At 62.3% G+C, this 23,915-nt stretch carries 21 protein-coding genes; 12 read left to right on the top strand and 9 right to left on the bottom strand.

Going from position 1 to position 23,915, the window contains the following annotated elements:
* Positions 1–42 precede the first annotated feature (42 nt).
* Both VLU25_06320 and VLU25_06315 read right to left on the bottom strand, forming a co-directional pair.
* Positions 43–672 carry a helix-turn-helix domain-containing protein gene (locus VLU25_06320; protein ID HSR67539.1) on the bottom strand — a complete coding sequence of 210 codons (630 nt, stop codon included), beginning with the start codon at positions 670–672 and terminating at the stop codon, positions 43–45.
* A 219-nt stretch (positions 673–891) separates the two neighbouring features.
* Positions 892–1,542: a helix-turn-helix domain-containing protein gene (locus tag VLU25_06315; GenBank protein HSR67538.1), complete on the bottom strand. Its 651-nt coding sequence runs from the start codon at positions 1,540–1,542 to the stop codon at positions 892–894.
* Positions 1,543–2,195: 653 nt separating this feature from the next.
* On the opposite strand from VLU25_06315, the gene VLU25_06310 reads away from it, so the two are divergent.
* Together VLU25_06310 and VLU25_06305 are read left to right on the top strand one after the other, a co-directional pair.
* A complete protein-coding gene (locus VLU25_06310; GenBank protein HSR67537.1) occupies positions 2,196–2,891 on the top strand; it encodes a helix-turn-helix transcriptional regulator in 696 nt (231 codons plus the stop codon).
* A 19-nt stretch (positions 2,892–2,910) separates the two neighbouring features.
* The gene (locus tag VLU25_06305) at positions 2,911–3,753 is read left to right on the top strand and encodes an undecaprenyl-diphosphate phosphatase (protein HSR67536.1); all 843 of its coding nucleotides are present in this window, start codon (positions 2,911–2,913) and stop codon (positions 3,751–3,753) included.
* Here the strand turns inward: VLU25_06305 and VLU25_06300 are convergent.
* From VLU25_06300 to VLU25_06290, 3 genes are all read right to left on the bottom strand, one after another.
* A complete protein-coding gene (locus tag VLU25_06300; protein ID HSR67535.1) occupies positions 3,750–4,451 on the bottom strand; it encodes a response regulator transcription factor in 702 nt (233 codons plus the stop codon). The genes VLU25_06305 and VLU25_06300 overlap by 4 nt on opposite strands.
* Entirely contained in the window at positions 4,448–6,163 is a 1,716-nt protein-coding gene (locus tag VLU25_06295) for a HAMP domain-containing sensor histidine kinase (protein HSR67534.1), read from the bottom strand. Before VLU25_06295 ends, VLU25_06300 begins: the two co-directional genes overlap by 4 nt.
* A 309-nt stretch (positions 6,164–6,472) precedes the next feature.
* Positions 6,473–7,678 carry an acyl-CoA dehydrogenase family protein gene (locus VLU25_06290; protein HSR67533.1) on the bottom strand — a complete coding sequence of 402 codons (1,206 nt, stop codon included), beginning with the start codon at positions 7,676–7,678 and terminating at the stop codon, positions 6,473–6,475.
* A 45-nt stretch (positions 7,679–7,723) separates the two neighbouring features.
* On the opposite strand from VLU25_06290, the gene VLU25_06285 reads away from it, so the two are divergent.
* A complete protein-coding gene (locus VLU25_06285; GenBank protein ID HSR67532.1) occupies positions 7,724–8,785 on the top strand; it encodes a phosphotransferase family protein in 1,062 nt (353 codons plus the stop codon).
* On the opposite strand, the gene VLU25_06280 is transcribed toward VLU25_06285, so the two are convergent.
* Positions 8,782–9,567, bottom strand: coding sequence for a class I SAM-dependent methyltransferase (locus tag VLU25_06280; protein ID HSR67531.1), 786 nt, complete (start codon positions 9,565–9,567; stop codon positions 8,782–8,784). The genes VLU25_06285 and VLU25_06280 overlap by 4 nt on opposite strands.
* A 99-nt stretch (positions 9,568–9,666) precedes the next feature.
* Between VLU25_06280 and VLU25_06275 the strand changes: the two genes are divergently transcribed.
* Positions 9,667–10,866, top strand: a complete 1,200-nt coding sequence (locus VLU25_06275) for a geranylgeranyl reductase family protein (GenBank protein HSR67530.1) — start codon at positions 9,667–9,669, stop codon at positions 10,864–10,866.
* A 109-nt stretch (positions 10,867–10,975) separates the two neighbouring features.
* Complete coding sequence (locus VLU25_06270; GenBank protein ID HSR67529.1) at positions 10,976–12,715, top strand: hypothetical protein; 1,740 nt, start codon at positions 10,976–10,978, stop codon at positions 12,713–12,715.
* 64 nt (positions 12,716–12,779) lie between these two features.
* Here the strand turns inward: VLU25_06270 and VLU25_06265 are convergent, their stop codons facing one another.
* The 3 genes from VLU25_06265 to VLU25_06255 all read right to left on the bottom strand — a co-directional run bounded on the left by VLU25_06265 (position 12,780) and on the right by VLU25_06255 (position 16,320).
* Entirely contained in the window at positions 12,780–14,336 is a 1,557-nt protein-coding gene (locus VLU25_06265) for a beta-ketoacyl synthase N-terminal-like domain-containing protein (protein ID HSR67528.1), read from the bottom strand.
* A 79-nt stretch (positions 14,337–14,415) separates the two neighbouring features.
* Entirely contained in the window at positions 14,416–15,240 is an 825-nt protein-coding gene (locus tag VLU25_06260) for an EcsC family protein (GenBank protein HSR67527.1), read from the bottom strand.
* A gap of 12 nt (positions 15,241–15,252) precedes the next feature.
* On the bottom strand, positions 15,253–16,320 hold the full coding sequence (locus VLU25_06255; protein HSR67526.1) for a DUF933 domain-containing protein: 1,068 nt from the start codon (positions 16,318–16,320) through the stop codon (positions 15,253–15,255).
* A gap of 115 nt (positions 16,321–16,435) precedes the next feature.
* On the opposite strand from VLU25_06255, the gene VLU25_06250 reads away from it, so the two are divergent.
* The 7 genes from VLU25_06250 (at position 16,436) to VLU25_06220 (ending at position 23,697) form a co-directional block, all read left to right on the top strand.
* Entirely contained in the window at positions 16,436–16,660 is a 225-nt protein-coding gene (locus VLU25_06250) for a hypothetical protein (GenBank protein HSR67525.1), read from the top strand.
* Between the two features lie 209 nt (positions 16,661–16,869).
* A complete protein-coding gene (locus VLU25_06245; protein ID HSR67524.1) occupies positions 16,870–17,448 on the top strand; it encodes a sigma-70 family RNA polymerase sigma factor in 579 nt (192 codons plus the stop codon).
* Positions 17,449–17,450: 2 nt separating this feature from the next.
* Positions 17,451–20,078: a FecR domain-containing protein gene (locus VLU25_06240; GenBank protein HSR67523.1), complete on the top strand. Its 2,628-nt coding sequence runs from the start codon at positions 17,451–17,453 to the stop codon at positions 20,076–20,078.
* Entirely contained in the window at positions 20,078–21,055 is a 978-nt protein-coding gene (locus VLU25_06235) for an ABC transporter ATP-binding protein (protein ID HSR67522.1), read from the top strand. The genes VLU25_06240 and VLU25_06235 overlap by 1 nt, the downstream gene beginning before the upstream one ends.
* Positions 21,042–21,899, top strand: coding sequence for a hypothetical protein (locus VLU25_06230; GenBank protein ID HSR67521.1), 858 nt, complete (start codon positions 21,042–21,044; stop codon positions 21,897–21,899). Before VLU25_06235 ends, VLU25_06230 begins: the two co-directional genes overlap by 14 nt.
* Positions 21,896–22,846 carry an ABC transporter ATP-binding protein gene (locus VLU25_06225; GenBank protein ID HSR67520.1) on the top strand — a complete coding sequence of 317 codons (951 nt, stop codon included), beginning with the start codon at positions 21,896–21,898 and terminating at the stop codon, positions 22,844–22,846. Before VLU25_06230 ends, VLU25_06225 begins: the two co-directional genes overlap by 4 nt.
* Entirely contained in the window at positions 22,843–23,697 is an 855-nt protein-coding gene (locus VLU25_06220) for a hypothetical protein (protein HSR67519.1), read from the top strand. The genes VLU25_06225 and VLU25_06220 overlap by 4 nt, the downstream gene beginning before the upstream one ends.
* Positions 23,698–23,915 lie beyond the last annotated feature (218 nt).

Here is a 23,915-nt window from a genome sequence, read left to right as displayed (position 1 = left end):
AGTTGGTTCTTGGAGGTTGGGAGTTTGGGAGTTCGGCGACTGCTACTGTAGCTGTCGCCGAATGTGGCGCTTGCGCAGGTCCTTTTCCAGTTGCCGCCGCGCCCTGCGGAGGATGGCGGCCGACTCGCTGTCGCTTTTCAACTGACGCCTGAAACGGCGCAACTGGTGGCTCAGGGAGGAGACGTCGCGGCGCAGCTCCCGGCTCAGGGCGCTGAGGGTAAGATGTCCCAATTCCCAGGTCAGCAGAGAGGCGATGGCACGGGCCCGGGATATCCGCGCCGTACGCTTGCGGGAAGCCATCTCGCGGCGGTTGACGAGACAAGTGCGGCAGACCGCTTTCAGTATGTCCTCCAGAGTCGCCCTTGGAGGACGGCGCAGTTCCGCCTGGCGCACGGCCTCTTCCACTTGAGGAGGGCCCTCTGGGGAAGATTTTCGGTCTCCAGGGCGCTGAGGCCAGACGTCGCCGATATCGGCGTCCAAGGCCGCCAGGATCCGGTAGAGATTCTCCAAATTGAGGCGGTAACGCCCCGTTTCCAGGCAGGAATAAGAGCCGGGAGGGATGCCCGAGCGCTCGGCCACCCGCTCGATGGCGAGTCCTCGGGCTTGGCGCAGGCGGCGGATGGAAGTGCAGACGAAAGCGTTGACGGGGTGCGCTCTTGGGGGTGTGCTCATGACCTTCTCCTTGTCATTCCTGTCAAGCGAGAACGTCTTCCGCAGGAGCTGAAAGGCGGAAGCCAGAGGCAGGAATCTCTCCGCCTCACGGCTGCAACAACCCCCTTGCGCTAGAATGGAAGACAATCATCAAGTCCTCGCCAACAGGACTCTGATGTCAGGTCCCGCCGCGTGTCTCCAGCACCCGGCGGGGCCGTTCTGAGGCAATCGATAAGGCGGTCAGCCCGCCTTCTGTTCCCTCACTTCGGAATGAGAATCAACGGCCTCGTCCTTGGCGCGGGTGAGCCGCCGGCGCAGGATGCGGCGCGCTTGCCTCATGGCTTCTTCCATTTCGCCGTCTTCGTCGAGGGCATCCATGTGACGGCGCATGAGGTGACTCATGGAGGAGAGGCTGCATCCCAGCAATCCGCACAAGTCAGTGAGACTCAAGCTGGGCGACTCCTTGACCAGCAGTCCGCAGGCGGCACGGGCATGGCTGAGCCGGGCCCAGCTGCGCATCTTGGACTGAAGTTGGCCCTTGCTCACTTCGAAGGCCTGGCAGACCGATTCCAGCACATCGTCCAATTCCATTTCCCGCGGCCCGGCGTCAAGCGCCTTGCGCACGGTGCTGCGCAAATATTCCTCGTTGATGGGACCCTGAGCGTCATCCTTAGGACGCGGCCATACGTCGGTGACGTCGATGTCGAGGGCATGGAGAATCTTGAAGAGATTGTCCAGGTTGATTCGATACCAGCCGTTTTCCAGACAACTATAGGAACCGGTGGCAATGCCAGTGCGGCGCGCCACCTCTTGAGAACTCATTTTCTTTGCCGTGCGCACCTCCCTCAGGCGGTGGGCTACGTAGTTGTTAATAGCTCCCGTAGATCGCATTTCTCCCTCCTTGCGAAAGGCCCGTGCCTTTCCTTCGTTGATCGCCCGGCGAGCGGCGACTCGCGCGGGCGCAGTTCTTCCCTTTGTTCAAATCGGAATAGAGAGCCGGACCCATTAGCTTGCGTGCAGTTGCCGCAAGGCCCTGCACGCCGCTTATCGAGACCTGCTGGCGCAAACCAGTGGACGGAATAACTTCGCGGTGTGGAGATGGGGACCGCTCGAAACGACGCCAAAGGCGCCTTCACCCTTTCGAAGCGGTCCTCTCTAGCGACCGTTCCCGTTGCGTGTTGCAACACGCAACGCCGTCCCTTCCGGAATATTGATGGCGGCGAGCTGGATTCTCCACCCTTCGCCATGCCTGTCCCGAGGAGGGCATCGCTGTCGGCGACCCCCCTTCCATCGTGCTTTCCACGTCCCCAACACATCCTGCAGGGACGCCTTGAAAGCCCTTTTCACCACGGGCAGGCTCGAAAGCCTTCAATTGGGTGGAAAATTGAAGGCAAAAGCGGTAAGCTGTAAAGGCTCGTGGCCATCTCTATTCTTACTGACATAGAGATCATAGCGGATGGTGTACTGTCTTGCAACAAAAAAATTAAAAAAATTGTTGCAAGGTGTTACAAACACGAGTCTCGCGACTCGAATTGCGAGAGAAGATGGGGGATTACAAGACGGTTGCCGACTTGCTGCGAGGCACCTTTCCCGATTTAAGCCAGCGCAAGATCGCCGATTGCCTGGGTGTGGAGCACACCTCGGTGGCCCGTTGGTTTTCGGCCAAGAACGGGGGGCAGCCGACTATGGACTCCTGTCTGCGCATCGCCCGCGCCTGCGAGGTCGATCCCCGCGAAGTGTTCCGCATGGCCGGGGTGAGGGCCGAGGGCTTCGAAGAACTCTTCGATTTCTACCAGGGCCGGCCTCCCACCTTCAAAGACTTTTTCCTCGGCGAACCTGATTTAGCTGCTTTGGTAGAGCGCTTGGAGCGCCTCTTCCGCAGAGGCATGGACAAGGAGCTGGCCTCGGCCCTGGAAAGCCTGGAGGCCAAGTTCGAACTGCGCCGGCTTGACTTCGAGCAGACGGCCCAGAACTCGGGAGCGGAAGGGGCCGTGCTGGTCATTGACCATCGGCGCATGACGGGCGACATCTTCTACCGCTGGCAATGCCCCGAGAAACTGGCCGAAAGGCTGGCCGACGGGGAAGAGATCGAGGGCTGGCAGAACTACGTGGTCGAGTCGAAATCGGTGCGCCTGCGCCTCTATTGGCTGCATCCCCGTTCCGGCAGCCGCGACTCCATAATGACCATGCTCAAGATCTGGAGCCTGGGATTCGCCCAACTGCTGTCGCCCGACCGCTAAACAGGTTAGAATCCCACCGATGCTGCAAGACCCGGTCGTTCAAGCCCTGCTCCTGGGAATTCTGCAAGGACTGACCGAGTTCCTCCCCATCTCCAGTTCCGGACATCTTCTGCTGCTGCCCTGGCTCTTGGGGTGGAAGCCCATGGGGCTGGCCTTCGACGTGATGCTGCACGTGGGGACTCTGGCGGCGGTGCTGGTTTACTTCCGCCGTGACTGGATGCGGCTGGCCGCCCGCTTGCTGGGCCGGACGGCTGAGGCTTCAGCGCCGGGACGAGCCCGCGAATACACTCCTACTTGGGGACAGATCATAGCGGCCAGTTTGCCGGCCGCGCTGGCCGGGGCGTTCCTCAAGGACTTCATCGAGCAAGCGCTGCGGGGGCCCGAAGTAGTGGTCTTCAATCTGATCTTCTTCGGATTGCTGTTGGGCTTGGCCGACCTTAAGGGTTCTCAGGAACGGGGCGGGGAAGCGCTGGGTCTGAGGGCGGCCTTGCTCATCGGTCTGGCTCAGGCTTTGGCGCTGGCTCCCGGCGTCAGCCGTTCGGGCATCACGATTACGGCCGCCCTGCTGCTGGGATTTCGCCGATGGGATGCGGCCCGCTTTTCCTTCATCATCGCCACCCCGCTGATCGCCGGTGCGGCCACGCTGCAAAGTTACGAGCTGCTGAGTTCCGCCCAGGGGAGTATTGCTTTCGGCGTGCTGGCCGCCGGCATGACCGCCGCGGCCCTGAGCGGGTGGCTCTGCATCAAGTACTTCCTGCGCTATCTGCAGTCGGCCTCCCTGATGCCCTTCGTTCTCTACCGCCTGGCACTGGGTGCATTAGCCCTCATCCTGCTGCTGACCGTTCCCGGTCTATCTGGTTAGCCGGTGAACTTGTAGCCCAGCCGGTGGACGGTGACGATGTAGCGTGGATCGGAGGGTTGGTCTTCGATTTTCTTGCGCAGCTTGGCCACATGGGCGTCGACGGTGCGGGTGAAGGGGATTGAATCGTAGCCCCAAACGGCGTCTAAGAGGGTGTCGCGCGAGATCACCTGTCCGCGGTGGCGGATGAGGAAGCGCATGAGGCTGAATTCGCGGGGAGAGAGATCGATGGGCTGGCCGCTCTTGCTGGCTTCGTGCTTCTGGAAATCGAATTCCAGATCTCCGCAGCAATATCGGAGAGGGCCTTCCTCCTCCTCCTGCCGGCGGGCCTCGGATGAACTGCGGCGCAGCACGGCTTCTACTCTGGCCAGCAGCTCCATCAGGCTGAATGGCTTGGTGACGTAGTCGTCGGCTCCGATCTTAAGCCCCCGCACGCGGTCGATTTCCTGTCCGCGGGCGGTCAGCATGATGATGGGGACGCGGTTGTCTTCGGCCCTCAGGGCTTTGCACACGTCCAGCCCGTTCATCTTGGGCAACATGACGTCCAGAATGACGATATGAGGGTTGCCGTTGCGCACATTGGCCAGCGCTCGCTCCCCGTCGGTGACCAGGGAAACCTCGTAGCCCTCGTACTTGAATCCGTCGCGCAGGGCCACTCCCATGGCCTCTTCGTCCTCGACGATCAGCACCCTTTGCTTCATGACGTCTTGCCTTCGCCGGCGGCCTGCGGCCCCCCTTCCATCGCTTCAGGGCCGGAGCGGGTTGTTTGCTTGGCGGCGTCGGGACGCAGCGGCAGGATGATGAAGAAGGTGCTGCCTTGGCCCGCTTCGCTCTCGACCTCGACCCGTCCCCCGTGGGCCCTGACGATGTGCTGGACGATGGAGAGGCCGAGTCCGCTGCCCTTGACGTCATGCACCAGACCGGTGCTGACGCGGTGAAAGCGCTCGAAGATCTTGCTCTGCTCTTCGCGGGAGATGCCGATTCCCTGGTCGCGCACGCTGATGACAGCCTCGTCCTGGCTTCGCTTCAGGGCCACCTCGATGCGGCGGGCGCCGTTGGAGTACTTGACGGCATTGTCGAGCAGGTTGCTGATGGCCTGCGAGACGGCTTGGCCGTCGATGTTCAGCGGCGGCAGTGAACCGAGCGGCTTGCTGAAGTCGATCTCCACTCCCGAATGCTGCAGGCGCACCCTGAAGGTGGAGACGACCTTCTCGATCACCTTCTCCAGATCGCAGGACTCGAACTCGTACACCTTCTGGCCCGACTCGATCTTGGCGAAGTTGAGGATGTTATTGATGAGCTGGCTGAGACGGCGTCCCTCGGCCTCGATGTACTCGCCATACTCGCGTACTTTGGAGGCCTCTCGCACCTTGCCCAGACGCAGCATTTCTCCGAAGACCCGGATGGAGGCCAAGGGCGTGCGCAGCTCGTGAGAGACGTTGGAGACGAAGTCGTTTTTCATCTCCGAGAGCTTCATTTCGCGGGCGGCGGTGCGGAAGGTCAGCAAGACGCCTCCGGCAAGCAGGATGCCCAGCACTCCCGAGAGGGTCATGTTGAAAAGAAAATTGGCCCGGGCCAATTGCTCGGGAGTCGACGACCCGCTGCTCAGGCAGACCTGCCAGGTGCGGAAGATGAAGGGCAGCTTTCGGCTCACCTCGCAGGCCTTGTCGGGCAATTCGAGGGTCTTCAGATCGCCCTCGGCGAACACCTGGTTTCCTTCCCCGTCCCGCACCAGCACGGCCAGGTCTTCCTGGCGCGGCATGGAGGGCAGCGTCTTGCGGATCACGTCGGGAAGATGGTGGCTGCGCAAGTAATCGGTATCGACCAGCATGCCCGCCACGCCCAGCAGGCGCGAGCACTCGTCGGTGATGGGCTTGAAGATGACGGCGTTGTCGGGATCGGAGTCGTCCACCTTCAACTCCGAGTCGATGGTCTTGCCATACTTATGCAGGGTCTTCAAGTAGAGCAGGTCGACTCTGACGGGCTCGGCCTCCTGCTTGCTGGCCGGATCGTAGAAAACCTCCTCGATACGCTCGTCCTGAAAGCGGATGAGGAAGAGCAGACGGGCTCCCTCGATGTCCTTTTTCTTCTGGCGCAGGTAGCTGAGTTGGTCCTGACGGTCCTTTTCCAGCACGGCCGAGGGCACGTTCAAGGCCCTCTCGGCGTTCTTGCGGAAGAAGTACTCGACCTTCTCGGCCACCAGATCAGCGTAGCCCCGCATGGCCGCTTTCTGGGCCAAGGCCGAGTTGTATTGCAAGTCGACCAGCCAGCGGTACTGCAGCAGCATGAGCGCCGTCAGCGGCACCAGCACGGCGGCGAAGCCCACCCATAAGAGGCGCCGCTTGCTCCAGTTGGCCAAACCCGGCGAACCCGTTCTGGCGGCGGCTGCAGGCTGTTGTCGTTTCTCCTTCATTCCTCGGATAACCTGTAGGTTGATGGTGCGGGGCTTGCCGGCCCGCGGTTGTGCCAGTATACGCCAGGCGTCAGCCCTAAGTGCCTGAAATCGGGTGGTTTAACACTTTGTTTACAACTTGTTTGCAAGATTTTGCAAGCTCTTCAAGACATTTACCGCCCCGGCCCCTAAACTAGGGCCATCTTTGTCGTGTGGACGGCAAGAGACGACAAACGGTACAACCTGTAACTACGAACGATACCAGCTCGTAACGGCGCCTCCCTGACCCGACTTGGGAGGCGCCGCTCTTTATTTTGGGGTTGCGCGGGCTTACCCTTCCCCTTTCGATTCCCACTCTTTCAGGACTTGCTTGGCCACGGCCAGCTTGTGGACCTCGTCGGGTCCGTCATAGATGCGGGCGGCTCGTTCCTGGCGCCACAGCCAGGCCAGGGGAGTGTCTTCGCTCACGCCCAGTGCGCCGTGGACCTGGATGGCCCGGTCCAGCACTCTTTGCAGCACTCCGGCTACCTGGAATTTGATGCAGGATATCTCTTGACGGGCCGCTTTGGCGCCCTCGTTGTCGATGACCCAGGCCGCTTGCAGGACGCTCAGGCGGGCGCTGTTGATTTCCATGCGCGAGGTGGCGATCCAGTCCTGAACCAATTGGCGCGAGGCCAGCGGCTTGGAGGGTGCGCAGGTGCGCCGGGCGGCGCGTTCGACCATCATCTCAAAGGCTCTTTCACAGATGCCGATCCAGCGCATGCAGTGATGAATGCGTCCCGGCCCCAGGCGCTCCTGGGCGATGGCGAAGCCGCTTCCTCTTGGGCCCAGCAGTGCCTCGGGAGGCAAGCGGCAGTCCCGGAAGAGCAGTTCTCCGTGAGAAGCCCAGCCGTCGCCCTCATGGCCCATCACCGGGATGTTGCGCAGCAGACGCATGCCCTCAAGGCCGCGGGGCACCAGCATCATGGATGCTCTCTGACGGGGTTCCGCCTGGGGATCGGTGACGGCCATGACGATTGCAAAGTCGGCTCCGTCGGCGGCGGTGGCGAACCACTTGTGGCCTTGCAGAAGCCAGCCCTGGTCGTCGAGACGTGCATGGGTGCTCATGTAGAGCGGGTTGGAACCGGCGTGCTCGGGTTCGGTCATGGCGAAGCAGCTCCGCGTCCTCCCCTGCAGGAGGGGTTGCAGGTAGCGTTCCTGCTGCTCCTGGCTGCCCTGGGAGATGAGGATCTCCATGTTGCCGGCGTCGGGAGCCTGGCAGTTGAAGGCGTAGTGGCCCAGCGGGGAGCGCCCCAGCACGGCGCCCAGCAGTCCGAACTCGAGGCAGCTCAGACCCATGCCTCCCCACCGGCGGGAGATCTGGGGCAGCCACCAGCCCTGGGAGCGCACCTCCTGGCGGGCTCGTCGAAGGGGTTCCTCGAGTTCTTTGAAGGGGCCGTTGCGAAAGCGCTCCTCCAGCGGCAGGACGCGTTCATCCATGAAGGCCCGGGTCTCGTTCAGCAGCTTCTGCACGCGTTCGGGGATCGAGAAGTCCATGAGCCTTATCTTGACAGTTCAGGCGTCGTCCGTGAAGCTGGCGTGATGGGAATCGACGAGTACGACGAGACCATGGAAGTACGTCCTGACGAGCGCTTCGACAGCGAAAAGCTGCACAAGTACCTGAAGGGACGTCTCAAAGGAGCCGAAAAGCCCCTTGCGGTGCGCCAGTTCGGAGGGGGTGCCGCCAACCTCACCTATCTGCTCGATTTTCAGGGACGTCACTACGTGCTGCGGCGGCCGCCGCTGGGCCCGGTGGCGCCTTCATCCCATGACATGGCGCGCGAATACAAAGTGCTTTCCGTCCTTTACCGGGCCTTTCCCCCGGCGCCCAGGGCCTTTCTGCTTTGCCGCGACGAAAGTGTGATAGGGGCCCCCTTTCTGATCATGGAAAGGTGCCGCGGCGTCGTGGTGCGGCGCCGCATGCCCAGGGTATTCAGGGACGTTTCGGGGGCCGGACTGCGCATCAGCGAGGCCCTCATCGACACCCTGGTCGACTTCCACTCGGTCGACTATCGGGCCCTGGGATTGCAGGACCTGGGGCGGCCCGACGGGTTCATCGAACGCCAGGTGGAGGGTTGGTGGGAACGCTGGCAGAACGCTCAGGACCAGGAGCGTCCCGAGATGGAGTCGGCCTATGGCTGGCTGAGCGGCAACCTGCCCGAGGACGCTTCGGCCTCCCTCGTCCACAACGACTACAAGCTGGACAACGTCATGTTGGCCGATGACGATCCCAGCCGGGTTGTGGCGGTCCTTGATTGGGACATGTGTACGCTGGGCGATCCGCTCTCAGACCTGGGCGCGCTTCTGGCCTACTGGAGCGAGCCCGATGACCCTCCGGCCCTGAAGGCTATGGCCATGATGCCCGGCCAGGGCTTTCCTTCGCGCCGGGAACTGGTCAAGCGCTACTGCGACCGCAGCGGACGCTCTCGATCTCAAGTGACCTTTTATCATGTGCTGGGACTCTTCAGGGTGGCCGTCATCGTGGCCCAAATCTACTTCCGCTATCAGCGGGGCCAGACCCGCGACGAGCGTTTCGCAGCCTTGGGGGCCCTTATCCCCCTGCTGGCCCGGCGGGCTCTGGAGGTAGCCGGGTCGGAGGCCTAGTCCATCACGGCCTCCACGATCTGCTGGGTGGCTCCGGGGCCGAAAGGCGTGGGCTTGAAGTCTCCCCAGAACTCGGCCACCCGGAATCCTTCCAGTTCCAACAGGTTTTCCAGTTCGCCCTTGACGAACCAGCGCATGCGGAAGGAGGTCTCTTCGGTGCCCGTCTGCTGACCCTGGCTGTCGTATTCTCTCCAAACCAGTTTGAGGTCGAAGAGTTGGATCTCGGGCTGATGGCGCACCTGGGCATGGCGGGTGATGCGTTTCCCGCTGCCGTTGTCGGTATAGTCGAGTTCCTTGAAGGGTTCCCCGGAGTCGTCGGAAATGATGGAATAGTCGGGCTGAAAGACGTCGAAAATGAGCCGTCCTCCGGGGGTCAGGTGGCGGGCCACGTTTTGCAGCCAGGCTCGTTGGTCCTGGCGCGTGAGCAGGTGCTGGATGACCCGAAACGGCGCTGTGACCAGGGGATAACGGCCTTGGGCCCGGTCGCGGCGCATGTCGCCCTGCTGCCAAGTCGCCAGTGGGCGGGTCGCTTCTTCGAGCTGGCCGGCTTCCGTTTCCAGCCTCTCAAGCATGTCGCCCGACAGCTCCATCCCATGGACGGCGACGCCCGCCTCTGCCACCGGCAGCAGGACGCGTCCGCTGCCGCATCCCATCTCCAGCACCGGACCGCCGGATCGCCGGGCCGCGTTGACGTAAAAGTCGATGTCTTCGTCATAGCCGAGGGCCTGGTAGTCGGTGTCGTAGTGGCGGGCCACCACGGCGTAGGCTTCTTGCAGGCTCATGAGCCCATTATGCCAGCCAAGGGGGTGGCCGGGGGCCGCAGGGAGAACCCGCGGGCGGGCTTCGATTTGCACCGGTTTTGTAGTAGAGTGCCCATTCGTATGAGTGCAACCTGGGATGCGGTGGTTGTAGGAGCGGGTCCGGCGGGAAGCGCGGCGGCCTATTTCATGTCCCTCCAGGGTCATAAGGTGTTGCTGGCCGACCGCAGCCGCTTTCCCCGCGACAAGTCCTGCGGTGACGCCTGTACGCCCCGCTCCTGCTCGGTGCTGCGAAAGATGGGGGTTTTGGATCGCATCAGCCGCCGTGGGCAGAGGATCGAGCGCGTGCGCATGATCTCGCCGCGGGGGCGCTCCATCACCATTCCCTGGGCTTCCCGGGAGTTCGGAGACGAAGGCTATGTGATTCCCCGACGCAGCCTCGACCGTTTGCTGGTGGAGAGGGCCGAGCAGGCCGGAGCCTGCTTCCGCCCGGCAACGGCGCTGCGCGACGTGGAGACGCACCGCGAAGGCGTAAGCGTCCGCTGGAAGGACGGGTCCAGCGACAGATCGCGTCTGCTCATCGGGGCCGACGGGGCTTATTCGCTGGTGCGGCGCAGCCTTTTCGCCCAGGACTATGCGGAATCCCACAGCGCCTGGGCTATCCGCGGCTATTACGATCAAGTGCCGCTGGAGGACGCTCAAGCCCTTATCGTCAGTTGGGAGGAGGAGTTGCTGCCCGGCTACGCCTGGGTTTTTCCCACCGGACCGGGAAGCGTCAACGTGGGACTCGGCATGCGTACGCCCTGGATGCGCCGCAAGGGACGCAAGCTGCGTCAACTCTACGACTCCTTCCTGGAGGGTTCTTCTCCCCTGGCCCGGATGCTGGGAAAGGGACGCGAGGCGGGGAGGGCGCGGGGACACTACCTGCCTCTGGGACTCCATTTGCCCCAAATTGCCCTTCCCCGGGTGATGCTGGCCGGCGATGCCGCCGGCTTGATCAATCCTTTTTCGGGCGAAGGCATCGAGGGAGCCCTGGAGAGCGGAGAAATGGCGGCCGAGGCCGCTGCCGCCTGGTTGCAGGAGGGGACCTTCGACGAGCGAGCCGCCCTCCTTTATGATCGTCGCGTGCGGCGTCATTTCAGGCGCAATTACCGCATCTGCAACGCGCTTTCTCACATGATCGCCTATCCGGTCTTCGTGGAGCGGATCCTCAAGCTGACCGACAGACGTCCCGCCTCACAGCGCGAACTGATCGATTTGGCCTTTTATGGTCGTGGCAAGCTTCCCTGGCGAACCCTCCTCAGCATTCCCTTCTTCAAGTAAATCGCGGCAGCAATAATTTTTTTGCGGGATTTGGGGACGATTAATGGCAGTATGGGGGCAGAGATGTCCGGGCCCGAAACAGGATCCGGGATTGATTAAAGGAGAAAACATGAAGCACTTAGTGAGTTGTCGTCCTCTGCTCTTATGCCTCGGACTGGTCATCGTGGTCGGTTTCTTTGCCGCCTGCGGAGGCCAATCCGAGCCCGAGGCGCTAGTTGAAGAAGAAACGTCCGCCGTCACCATTACCGTCAGCCCTGACTTGCCCAGCGATATTCCGGGCGGCGCACCCAATGCCGACCTTTCCCAGGCCTCGGCCTTCGCTTGGCAGGAATTCATCGCTCTCAATTGGCCGGCCGTCGCCCAGACGGGTCAGAACAACACCCGCGGTGTGGCCGACAGCAACGCCCTCTTCGGCCAAGGCGACGGTCCCCTGGTGTGGGAAACCTACCGCAACAAGGTGGAGATCTTCCCCGGCAACAACGGTCCACCCCCGGGCTACGTCGACGACGCCAGCCAGTCCTACGGCTTCGACGCTTTGCCGCAATACATCTACAATCCCGACACGGTCGGCAACAACGGGATGATCCAGCCCTGCAGCACGGCCTCTTCCAGCACCCCCTTCGTCAACCTCGACGAGGTCAATGAGATCGGCCTCAATCAGATGTTCGCCGGTATCGGGCCCGATTCTCCGGCGCCCGGCCAGCAGTTCATCTACTTGGCCAAGGCCAACCGCGTCGAGTACACCTACGTGGCCGCCAACAAGTGGTGGAATTTCGATTCCAATGTGCAGCAGGTCGTCTCCAACACGGCCAACTACGTGAAGACCAACAACGCGAGTCCGCCCGCCGGATCAACCGAATACGTGAGCTTCCCCAGCGGGACGGTGGAAGTCAAGACCGCCTGGCGCCTGCTGGGAGCGGGGGAAGACGCCTCCCGCTACCATACCGCCACAGTCCGCCACTACGAGAACAACGCCTCGGGAACTCCTTGCTACGTCGACGTGGAGATGGCCATGATGGCTCTGCACATCATTCAGAAGACGCCCACGGCTCCCTACTTCATCTTCGCCACCTTCGAGCAAGCGGACAACTTGCGTACCTCGGACGGCACCATGGTTGAGGACGTCGACGGAAACATCGTCGCCAATCAGAACGCGACTCCGCTGGATCCCAACGTCACCTCCAAGAACGCCGTTTCCGCCAACCCGGCCAACAAGGACTCCATTCAGGTGCTGTCGCCTTCCAGCGCTGATTGCACTCCGGGCGACAGGCTCTACTATTACAACACCGAGGGCGAGGCCTCACCGCAGGGAAGCGTGTGCGTCAACTTGCGCAAGCATTCCATCCCTCAGGACGTGATCGATGCCAATCAGGCTGCCCATTCGGCCATTTCCTCCTACAACCAGGCCAACGGGGTGAGCGGCTCGCCCTGGGGCTACTACAAGCTCATCAACGTGCAGTGGCTGCCCATCAACAAGCCCACTCCAGGACAGGATTACACCGGGCCCGACGCGGCCACCTACTACCTGGCCAACATCGTGGTTGAAACCGACTACAACCTGCAGGTCTTCAGCGGCCAGCAGCAGCCCAAGGTGTCGGACGGCTCCAACAACAAGGGGCTGATCACCGATTTCAATACGGACGGTACGCCCTACACCAACGTCTACTACGGCGGCAACCAGTACAACATGGGCGGATGCATGGGCTGCCACGGCGTAGCCCAGGACAACGGCTCGGACTTCAGCTTCATCTTTCCCTTTCCCGTGGACGCCCCCGAAGTGCCGGAGGCGGTGGGTGAGGGCACCGAGTCTTACAAGAAGTACCTGCGTCTCGTTCCTTCCGAGCGGTAGAGGGTGCGGCGGCTGAATCGAAATCAGCAGGCGGGGGCGGTACTCTTCGCCCTCGCCGCCTGTCTCACCAGGGACGGGAGATGACGCAGGCGTTGATGCCGCCGATTCCCATCGACAGCTTTCCCGCCACACCCTTGGAAACCGCACAAGGTGCGTCGAAGACGAAACGCTGATGGAGGCGGCGGATCTCGGCATGCAGTTGCCGATCAGGCAAGGGGGTCGGGAAGATTTCGCCCTCCTCGTGTCCGAGGTACTGCGCCGTCAGTTCCCACCCTCCTCCGGCGCTCATGCCGTGGCCGAAGGTGCCTTTGCGGGCTGTGATCAATACTTCGTCTCCCACCAGATCTCGCAAGTTTTCAACCTCGAGATAGTCGCCCGGCGTGGCCGTGGCGTGCAGGTCCCATTCGGTGATGTCCTGAGCCTGCTGGCCGGCCTGGCTCAGTGCCTGGCGCATGGCGGTGGTGGGGCCTTCCTTCGAAGGCGTGATGATGTGGTCGGCATCGGAGGAGACTCCCACCGCCAGCGGTTCCATCCCCAGAGGACGCAGGCCTCGTTGGCTCAGATACTCGTAGTCGCCCAGAATCCACACCACCGAGCCGCCCGAGATGTGGGTGCCGCGCAGCCGGCTGAGAGGCTTGGACACTTCGGCGTCGGCCGAGATGACGCGGGCGTTGTAGAAGGCGCTGACGGTAAGCGCATGGGGAGGAGGATCGGTGGCGCCCATCACCACCGCCTTGGCTTCGCCCCGGTTGATGGCGTCCATGGCCAGCTTGAGGGCCACCCCGAAGGTGGAGCAGGCGGCCACGGGCGCCATTGAGAGTCCCGTGATCTTGCCCAGCATGGAGATCTGGGAGGCGGGGGTGTTCTGGATGTTCCAGATCAGATTGGCGGAGACTTCGGTCCAGGGCGGATCGGGAGCGCCCCACTTCTGCTGCAGGCGGGCGTGCAGGCGGCGCTTCTGCTTGATGACGCGGATCTTGGCCTGCTCGATATTGCCTTCCACGTTCATGGCCTCGATTTGGCGGACCTCATGCAGATATTCCTGCAGTTCCGGCGAGCGCTTGCTCCAGTAGCTCCACCAGGCGCTCTCGGCCTCGTCGCGGGCTGCCTCGGGCACGTCCTCGGGTGGCGGAGGGGCGTCCTCGGCCGTTTCCGATCCCTGCAGGTAAGATTTGAGGGCGCCGTTGCGGGATGGATCAGACCAGAAACGGTTCCAGCGCCGCTGAGCTTTGTGCAGCCTGAGCGATTCGTCGTGGATGGTGGGGAGGGGTCCGAGCCCGGTGCCGATGTAGACGTGGGCGGCGGTTCCCAGCTCGCTGAGGAGCTCTTCCAGTCCGGGGTTCTGTCCCAGCGCCTGCACGAAAGCACCGATGGCGTACTGGGTGCACAGATCCATTTTCTCGGAGAGCTTCTGAAAACGCCCCGAAGAAAAGCGCTCGTCGATCCACTGGCGGTAGTCGCCGAAGTCGAACTGAGGCATCCCTACCAGGAAGTTGTCGGGACCGAAGCCGTTAAAGGGCGTCAGCCAACTCTCGTTTTGCCTGAGGTTTCGCTTGAAGGCCTCAATGTTGGGTGACTTGGGAGCCACCAGCCCCCATCCGTAGATTCCGACTCGCCTCAAACCGCTCTCCCTTGTTGCCGGCCAAGTGCCGCAACTGCTGCGACAAGCCATTAAAGATACGCCCTAAGCTTGGTCGGGTTCAAGTTTCGAGAGGCCCCGGGGCCGCATCTCGGGGAGGGTTGTCGAGGCTTTCCCAGGCCTTTCGGACGACCTCCGGCCCGTACTTGCGTTCCAGTCGGCGGACCTTGAAATGTCCCCTCGCCATCTGCTGGAAGTGTCGGATGAAGATGCCGTTGATCAAGGCGCCTCCGGCCGCTCCGATGGCGGGAACGGCCATGGCGGCGATTTTCTCGGCCACGCTGGCCGAGAAACGGGAGGCGATAATGGAGATGAAGCGCACCAAGGCCGGCGCCCCCCGGCGCGCGAGTCCGCGTTGGGCGATGTGGGCGGCGGCCTCGCTGAGGGCCGCGGCCATGGCTGCCCGTACGGCATAGTATCCTGTTTCGGCAGCGTCGTCGGCCTTGTCGGGACCGCCCAGTGCAAAGACCTGCAGACAACTGAGGCGGGCTTCAATGTCGCTGAGATCTTCGCCCTCGCTGCGTGCGATGTCGGCCACCGAGCGGAGCATGATGGTGGTGGAAAGGGGCAGTTCCACCGTTAATCCGGCCAAGCCGAAAGCTCCGCCGACTCCGCCCGAGCCGACCGCCGCCGCCTTGTGGAAGAGGTCCTTGGAGCGGGAAGGCCGCTTGTTGGGATTGAGGCTGAAGACGGCTGCCTGGAGGGCCTTTTGCAGCGAAATCTCGACGGCCTTGTGGACCCGTCCCGTCCACTTCTCGGGCAGCAGCTTGAAACCCCGTTCGATGGGAGCGCCCAAAGCCGAAGTCAGCCGGGCGGCGATGCTGACCTCTTCCAGCAGTTGCCTGGCGGTTCGAAGCTCTTCCAGATCCTGTGGACTCAAAGTCACGCCGACAGTTTATCAGCCGGAGTGGCGGATGATGATGAGATCCCCCTCCTGCACCAAGTAGTCCTTGCCTTCCAGGCGGAACTTTCCCGCCGCTTTGGCTTCCTTGATGCTGCGGTGCTCCTGGAAGTCCTGCCAGCCCACCACCTCGGCGCGGATAAAGCCTTTGGCCAGGTCGGAGTGGATTTTTCCCGCGGCGTCCACCGCCGTGTCGCCCGCCCGGACCGTCCAGGCCCGGGTTTCATCCTCGCCATAGGTGTAGAAGGTGCGGATCTCCAAAGCTTGGTAGGCGGCGGCCAGCACCCGCGGCGCGGCCAATTCCTCCACTCCGAAGTCGCTCATGAACTCGCCCCGCTCGCTTTCTTCAAGCTGGGCCAGCTCGGCTTCCAGCGATCCGCACAAGGCCTCGGCCACCCATCCCTGTCGGCGAAAAGGTGCCGCGATGGACTCCTCCTCTCCCAGTTGCGCCTCCCCGATGTTGAGAATGAGCATACGGGGTTTGGCGGTGAGGAAGCCGAAGCCCCGGATGCGCTTGCGCTCTTCCGGCTTGAGGTCGAGGCTGCCCACGGGCAAGCCTTCCTCCAACTGTTCCCGAACCTGGCTGAGGACGGCGTACTCGGCCATATCGTCCTCGTCGGCTTTGGTCTTGACGCTTCCCGCGAGCCGTTCCAGGCGGTTTTCGGCCACCGCCAGGTCGGACAGAACCATCTCGGCCTCCAGGTCATCCAGGTCGCGCCGGGGGTCGATCGAATCCTTGGGATGAGGCGCCACCTCGCTGCTGAAGCAGCGCAGGACGATAGCCAGCGCGTCCGCCTCGCGGGCCTTGGCCACCGCCTGAGCGTCGGTCTTGGATCCTCCCAGGAGCCCGGGAAACTCGGTCAGCTCCACGGTCGCCGCAACTTTCTTTTTGGGCTTGAAGATCTCGGTCAGCAAGTCGAGCCGCGGGTCGGGAACCTTGAGGACCGCCAGCCGGTTGAGTGCCGAAGAGGGTCGGAAACCTCCCCCCGACTCGGCGTGGCCGGTGATGGCCGAATAGATGGTCTTGACGCCCGAAGAGGTGATGCCGATCAATGCCAGTCGCATGGTCTAGCGCGCCTTTCCTGAAAAAGGCGCCATTATATATCGTCTTGCAGTTCAGGCTGGCGACAGGCGCCGCGGCGTGGACTCCCGAGGGCGCCTTGGGCTATAATCCGGCCCCATGGAATGGGAGCACAAAGGCATCATTTTCGCCATTGAAACCGAGATAATGGGGCCCTTCGTCATGGCTTCGGCCAAGGCTCCCAAAGAAGGCATGTTTGTTCGCGTGCGGCCCTTCAGCGCTTTGGGACGCGACCAGGAACAAGCGCTGGAATTGCTCAAGAATCAGATCCGCCTGGAGTTCCGCCGCCTGCCCTCGCCCGTCTCTGGCCAAGCCGCCGGATGAGCGTTTTGGGGGGTGTGGCGGGCCGTGTCCGGGGGTCGAGGCGGCGGCTGCTTTCTTCTTCCCTGTGGAACTTTTCTTCCTCATCCGCCCGTACAAATGCCTGTAACGACGGCTTTTGACCAGCTTTTGGCTTCGTGATACAAGGGTTCCATTGCCGCGTTCCGTATCTTGCTCGAAACTGTTAAGAATTGACCCGGAGGGCCGTTTCTATGAGTAGAAGCGAGAAAAAGGAGGAAGCGTTGCAAACCGCAGCCGCTTTGGACACTCCGGCTTCCGGGCCGGACATGCAATTCGAGCAGGTCTTTCGCGACCATAACCGGACGGTTTTTCGGGCCGCCTACCGGGTGACCGGAAATCCTTCCGACGCGGAAGACGTCATGCAGACCGTGTTCATGCGTTTGCTCAAGCGTGAAGGCGCCCTCGATCTGGGCGAGAATCCTGCCGGATACCTTCACAGGGCGGCCGTCAACGCCGCCATCGACCTGCTTCGCTCGCGCAAGAGCTCGGCCAGCATCTCGCTTGAAGACGTGGTGTTTCCGCCCCCCGACGACACTCCGGGGCCGGAGCAGAAGCAGATGGCGGCGGAGATTCGCCGCTGGCTGCGCCAGGCCATCGCCAACCTCAGCGAAAACGCTGCTGAGATGTTCGTGCTGCGCTACTTCGAGGGTTACGGCAATCAAGAGATCGCCGAAATGCTCGGAACCTCCCAGGGCACGGTGGCCGTGACACTGCACCGCACCCGCTCTCGTCTTCAGCAAGAGATCGGCAAGATACTGAAAAGGAACTGATCATGAAGCCCAATCATCGCAACCCAGAGGCCATTCTGGATGAGGTCTTGGAGGACATCCGTCGGCAGCAGCCCGAGGCCAAGTTGGAGCAAGAGGCGGCCCAGCGCGTTTGGAGCCGTCTGGAGGAGCTTTCCTCATCTTCGTCCGCCACCGCAGCCAGCCGGGAACGGCTCGACTCGGTGGACGACTTCAAGGCCCTGATTCCCGACTATTTACAGGGACGGCTGCCCGAGGCGCGCAGAATCCTCTTCGAGGATCAGATGCGCAATTCGGTCACGCTGCGCCGGGCCGTCAAAGAGGCCCGCGGCGAAAAACGTACGGTCGTACCCCAGCGCCAGGGAAGCTTCATGAGTTCTCCCTGGTTCAAATGGGGAGCCGTGGCGGCCATGGTGCTCTTTACCATCGGACTGGTGCAGTTGGGGGTGCTGGACGGCATCCTCCCCCGCACGACCATGGGCATGGCCTCCGTGCGCAGCGTGCAAGGAAACGTGTTTCAGATCTCGCCCCAAGGCCAGACAGTCCTGGCCGCCGGGCAGGAGATCGACTGGAGACAGGGCATCCGCTCGGCCAAGAACACCGACGTCGTCTTCGAGCTGGCGGACGGATCGTTGATGGAACTGCGGGAACGCTCTGAGTTCTCCATCTCTGAAGCCCGCGACGGCGTGACCATCAACCTTGACCGCGGCAGCATCATCGTCCAGGCCGCTCCCCGCCGCAAGGGACACCTCTACGTGCGCACCAACGACTGCACGGTGTCGGTGAAGGGAACCATCTTTTCGGTCAGCAGCGGCGCCAAGGGAACCCGTGTCTCGGTGCTGGAAGGCCGGGTCGAGGTGGAGCAGGGCGGCAAGCGCGCTTCGCTGGAACCGGGCCAGCAGTACACCACCAATGAGCGGCTGGCCCGCGTCCCCCTGGAACGGGAGATCGCCTGGAGCCAGAACTACGACAATCACGTGGCGCTGCTGCGCGAAACGCGTCTGTTGGATCAGGAATTCAACCGGGTCTTCTTTCCCGGACTGCGCTTCTCCAGCCGCTTTCTTGACATCGTTCCGGCAGGCACCGTCATCTATGCCGGCCTTCCCAACCTAGCCGTGTCGATGGCCGACGCCCGCGACATTTTCATGCAGCGGGTAGAAGCCAATCCGGCCCTGGCCGAATGGTGGCAGAAGGCCACTGAGAGCGGGGAAGAAGGCTTGTCGGTCATGAGGGTCTTCGACAGCCTGCGCGAGTTGAGCGAATCGCTGGGCGACGAAATCGTGCTGGCGGTTCAGCTTGACGAGCGGGGCCAGCCCGGGGCGCCTCTGTTGATGGCCGAGGCCACCGATCCCTCTTCTTTCCGTCAGGCCCTGACGGTCCAGTTGGAGCGGCTCAAGGCTGAGACCGGACTCGACAACGTCGTCATAACCGACAATCCGTCCAGCCTGCAGGAGAGCAACGACACCCTGTACGTCTACCTCAAGAACGATCTGGTGGCGATGGCGCCTGAGATCGGTCAATTGGTGGCTTTCGACGCCTCGGCCAGCAGCGGACGCAGCGCTTTCGCCGACACCTCGTTCCATCATCACCTCGACACCCTCTATCGCGACGGCGTCGACTGGGTCTTCGGCATCGGCCTCAAGGAACTGATGGCGGCTGAAGGCGCCGGCGATCTGGCCGAAAGCGGCATCGTCAACGTCGAACACTTCTTCGTGGAGATGCGCGAAGCCGAGGGCATGATCGAGAACCGCGCCATGCTCACCTTCGACGGAGAACGCCAGGGAATCGCTTCCTGGCTGGCGGCGCCCGCGCCTATCGGTGGACTCGACTACGTGTCCCAGGAGGCCTCGGTGGCGGTGGGGCTGGCCGTGCGCGAGCCGGTGCAACTGATCGACGAAGTGATCGCCATGCTGGGCGATGAAGCCCGCCGGGCCGTGGCCGAAATCGAAACCCAGACCGGCATCAACCTGCAGGCCGACCTGGCGGCTCCGCTGGGAGGCGAGTTCGTCTTCGCCATCGACGGACCCCTGCTGCCCATGCCCTCCTGGAAGGCGGTCATCGAGGTCTATGATCCGCCTACGCTGCAAAGCACCATCGAAAGGTTTGTTGCACGCGCCGACCAGGAGCTCAAAGCGGAAGGCAAGAAAGGCGTCACCTTGACCTCGCAGGACTCGGGCGGACGTACCTACTACAGAGTCTCTGTGCTCGACTTGCCGCTGGCCAGCTTCTCCTACACCTTCGTGGAGGGATACCTGGTGGCGGCTCCTGCCCGCGGACTGGTGGCCGACGCCATCCGCTTCAACGAGATCGGCGCCACCCTGCCGCATTCCACCGAATTCGTGAACCTGTTGCCGCGTGACGGACACACCGGATTCTCGGCCGTCGCCTACCAGGATCTGCGTTCGGTGCTGGAACCTCTGGCCGGCTTGGCCCGCGGCATTGAGCTGCCGGAAGGCGAACGCGAAGTGTTGGACGAGGCCATGCAAGGCATGAGCGCCAGCCTGGTCTGCGCCTATGCCGAGGAGGACCGCATCCTCTTCGCCACAACCGGCAACTTCGGCTTCAATCCCAGCAACCTGATGGGACTGAGCGCCTTCAGCCTGCCAGGTATGGAGGATGTCCTTCAGAACCTGCCTGGAGTGCACGCCAAGTAATGGAACCGATCATCGAACTCGACAACCTGTCGCTCAGCTTCGGAAAGCTGCAGGTTCTCAAAGAACTCAACGGGGCCCTGTCGGGACGAGCCTTCGGACTGCTGGGCCCCAACGGAGCCGGCAAATCGACGCTGCTGCGCACCCTGATGGGATTCCATAAGCCCAGCGGCGGAACGGCGCGGGTCTTCGGCAAGGACATCCGCACTCACGCCAAGGCCAACCGCCAGGACATCGGCTTCATGCCCGAAAACGACGCCTTCATCGCCGACATGAGCGCCATCCGCTTCGTCCGCATGCTGGCCGAACTGTCGGGGATGCCGCCGCGGATGGCGCTGGAGAAGGCCCACGAGGCCCTCCACTTCGTCGGGCTGGGCGAGGCCCGCTACCGCAAGCTGGGCGAATACTCTATGGGAATGAAGCAGAAGGCCAAGCTGGCTCAGGCCCTCGTTCACGGACCCCGCCTGCTCATTCTCGACGAGCCCACCAACGGACTCGATCCTCCGGCCCGCTCCAACATGCTCAAGCTGATCCGCGAGATCCGGGACAGCAATCAGGTGCACATCATCATCTCCTCCCATCTGCTTCCCGATGTGGAAGAGGTCTGCGAGGAGGTCGTCATCCTCAAGGAAGGCCGCCTGGTGGTCTACTGCAACCTGGAAGAGGAACGCAAGGCCAACCGCAAGTTCCTGGAAATGGAAACCCGCGGCGAACACCAGGAGGAGTTCGTCGAGAAGATCCGCGGACTGGGCGTCGAAGTGGCCCAAGTGGGCCGACGACTGATCAAGATGGTGCTGCCCGAAGACGTCGCCATCCGCGACCTTTATTCGCTGGCCTCCGACCGCCACGTCCAGATCCGCCGCCTCGACTACAAGCGCGACTCGCTGCAAGACATCTTCCTCAAGGCCATGGAAACCGACAACCTGCAAAAGCTGGAAAGCTCGCTGGAGGAGAGAGAATATGTCAGTGTACAGGCGTAGATACGAGCAGTACGCCGGTCCCGTCACTCCGGCATGGTCGCGTTTTCTGGTGTTGACACGCTACGCTCTGCGGGGTGTCTTCCGTTCCCGCTGGATGGTGGTTTTCTTCATCCTGGCGCTGGTGCCGACGCTGGTTCAGGGCGCCATGATCTACATCCGCTTCAACAGCACCGCTCTGGAGCTTTTCGGTCCCGAGATCATGGACATCATCGCCGTGGACGCCCAGTTCTTCCAGGACTACCTGGCGGTGCAGACGGTTCTCTGCTGGATACTGGCCGCCTTCGTCGGTCCGGGACTGGTCTCCCCTGATCTGGCTAATGGAGCCTTGCCCCTCTACTTCTGCCGGCCCCTCTCCCGCAGCGAGTATGTTCTGGGCAAAGGGGGCGTGCTTTTCATCGTCCTCAGCGCCCTGACCTGGATTCCCGGTTTCATGCTCATCGCCCTGCAAAGCGCCTACGCTGGAATGCCCTGGTTTTCAGAGCATGTGCGGGTCCCCTTCGTGCTCTTCTTCAGTTCCTGCCTGTGGATCATTCCGCTGGCATTGCTGGCATTGGCTCTCTCCGCCTGGGTCAAGTGGCGCATGGTGGCCGGGGCTCTGCTTTTCGGCGTCATTATCGTCCTCGGCACCTTCGGCCTCATCATCAACGAGGCGGTCGGCACCTACTGGGGCAGCCTTATCGACATGAGGCAGGTGTGGACGGTGATCACCCACTATCTGATGCATGGGGAGGCTCTGCGCGGGACCATCCCTGTTTGGAGCGCCATTGTCAGCCTGACGATGGCCCTACTCTTCTCTCTTTGGCTGCTCAACCGCCGGGTGCAGGCTTATGAGGTGGTCCGATGAGCCAAGACGCCAATATCGTTCTCAAGGACGTCTCCAAGTTTTATGGCGAAGTGCTGGGAGTCAACCATGTCGACTTGACGCTTGAGCCCGGCATCACCGGACTCGTCGGTCCCAACGGCAGCGGCAAGAGCACGCTTATGAACCTCATGACCGGCTTGCTTCAGCCCTCGCGCGGCAGCATTCACGTGGTGGGGATTGCGCCCGATCATCCCGAACAGCTTTTCCGGCGCCTCGGCTACTGTACCCAATATGACTCTTTTCCCAAGGGAGCTACCGGTTACTCCTTCATCAATGGCTTCCTGCGCATACACGGCTATTCAGCCGACCAGGCCTACCGCCTGACCTATCAGGCCCTGGAGAAGGTCAACCTGGTGGACGCCGCCGCCCGCAGGGTGCGGGGCTATTCGAAGGGAATGCGTCAAAGGGTCAAATTGGCCCAGGCCATAGCCCACAATCCCGAGGTCATGATTCTCGATGAGCCCCTCAACGGACTCGATCCCCTGGCCCGCGCCGAGGTCATCGATCTTTTCCGGGACTTGGCCGAGATGGGGCGCCACGTCATCATCTCCTCCCACGTCCTCCATGAGTTGGACATCATTTCCGACAACGTGGTGATGCTGACCGGAGGCTATGTGGTAGCCGAGGGGGACGTTCACGGCGTGCGCGAAGAAGTCAGCGACGTACCCATCCAGATCGTGGTGCGCTGCGACAAGCCTTCAGTCCTCGCCCAGCGCGCTTTTAAGGAAGATTCGGTGGTCGAGGTGAGGATGCATGACGACGGCGGCGGCCTGCATCTGCGCACCCGCGATTCGGACCAGTTTTACCTGCTGCTCAATCGGGTCGTGCTGGAGGAGCAGATCAACGTCGAAACCGTGGCCCCCGCCGACGATGACGTTCAGTCGGTGTATCAATACCTGATCGGAAGCAGCGGAGGTCAACCGGCATGAGTTCGCCCAACGCCGCCATTCAGCCCGACAGCAGCGGAACTGCCCTGTGGCGGGCGCAACTGATGGGTCTCCTGCGCAGCGAGGTCCGCAAGGGCTTCGTTGGAGGACGGGCTTTGATGCTCTATCTCCTGGCTGCCATGCCTGTGGCCCTGGCGCTGCTGGTGGCCATCGTCCTTTACCTGTTTCCCGAAGAGCAGGAAGACCTGGGAAGCGTGTCCATAGCATTTGCGGCCGCCTTCCAGGCCTTTGTCATTCAAGTGCTGGTCTTCGTGGGTTGCCTGCTGGTCTTCACCAGCCTTTTTCGGGGAGAGATGCTGCAGCGCTCGATGCACTACTATTTTCTCTGCCCCGTGCGCCGGGAACTGCTGGTAGTGGGGAAGTATCTGGCGGGTCAAATCGCCGCCTTCAGCATCTTCGGGATCTCGGTGCTCTTATCCTACGTCCTGACCTTTTTGCCCTATGGCGGACGGGGTATTGAATACTTGACCGTCTCCCCCGGACTGGGGCACGTTTTCGCTTACCTGGGCGTGACGGCGCTGGCTTGCCTCGGATACGGGGCCGTTTTTCTCCTGGTGGGGCTGATTTTCAGGAATCCCATCATACCCGGCATCCTCATCTTTTTCTGGGAGTCTCTTAATCCCTTCATGCCGGCCGTACTGCAGAAGATCAGCGTCATCCACTACCTGATTTCGCTTTGTCCGGTACCCGCTCAATCGAGTTCCATCCGCGTCATCGCCGACCCGGCCTCGGGATGGTTTTCCGTGCCCGGAATCCTGCTGGTGACCACGGCCTTGCTCTACATCGTGGCCCTGCGCCTCAGGCACACCGAGATCTCCTACGGCGGCGACTAGTGCTGCCGGTCATAAATTCTGAGCCAGGCCCTCCGTTTCTGGTCCCTTCTATGAAAGGGACAGATTGGCCAGCCCAGCGACTGTGTTAGAAGTCAAGTCCGGGCTCGCTGAAGGCGAGCGATTCGCCAGCCCAGGGTCAGCCCCGGCGAGCGCAAGCGAGACGGCGGCGCCACCCTGGGTTCAGGGCAGCTCAAGGGACGAACGCTAAAAGCGTGGAA

It is taken from the genome of Acidobacteriota bacterium (genome assembly GCA_035471785.1).
Taxonomy (GTDB): domain Bacteria; phylum Acidobacteriota; class UBA6911; order RPQK01; family DATIPO01; genus JANQFM01.
The sequence above is the reverse complement of the archived record's forward strand: the minus strand, read 5'-3'. Positions and strand labels throughout refer to the sequence as shown.